The following is a 601-nucleotide window of genomic DNA, read 5'->3' as shown; positions in this document are numbered from 1 at the left end:
CACATCCATCAACTTAAGGATTTAGACTATTCTTGAAGGTGAAAGCACGTTACTATTCTCTTATGTTAATGAGAAAGGGTGACGTGCTTTTTATGAATATGCATCAAAGTCAAGAGTTGTCTTTATTTGCCGAAGAGTTATATCGCTATATGTCTCCCGCTACACTTAATCAATTAGCCCTAGAAGCAGGCGGAATGAAACGAAAACGTAAGTGCCATGGGCACCATTTTTTATCTTTGTGTGTATGGTTAAATCAACAAATCGCTACTACCTCTCTTACTCAACTTTGTAGTCAATTAGAAACTTCAACAGGAATTTTATTAAGTCCTGAGGGACTTAATCGGCGATTTAACTCGGCTTCTGTAGCCTTCTTTCGAACTGTATTTACTTCACTTCTACAAGCTAAAATTGGGGGATTATCTAAGATTTCTCATGCTCTTTCTACTTACTTTGAACGTATTCTTATCCTTGATTCTACAACATTTCAAGTGCCGGATCGATTTGCATCTACTTATCCTGGTGCTGGAGGATGTAGTCATAAAGCTGGTGTGAAAATTCAACTAGAGTATGACTTGTTGAGTGGAGAATTTTCTGATGTGAA

Annotated in this window: 1 protein-coding gene; it reads left to right on the top strand. The window is 37.4% G+C overall.

The annotated features are described in order from the left end of the window. Positions 1-92: 92 nt before the first annotated feature. The coding region (locus JDS80_RS30685) for an IS4 family transposase (RefSeq protein WP_199640818.1) at positions 93-601 on the top strand (509 nt) is incomplete at its 3' end.

The organism is Bacillus cereus group sp. N8 (genome assembly GCF_016483685.1).
GTDB classification, from domain to species: domain Bacteria; phylum Bacillota; class Bacilli; order Bacillales; family Bacillaceae_G; genus Bacillus_A; species Bacillus_A proteolyticus.
The sequence above is the reverse complement of the archived record's forward strand: the minus strand, read 5'-3'. Positions and strand labels throughout refer to the sequence as shown.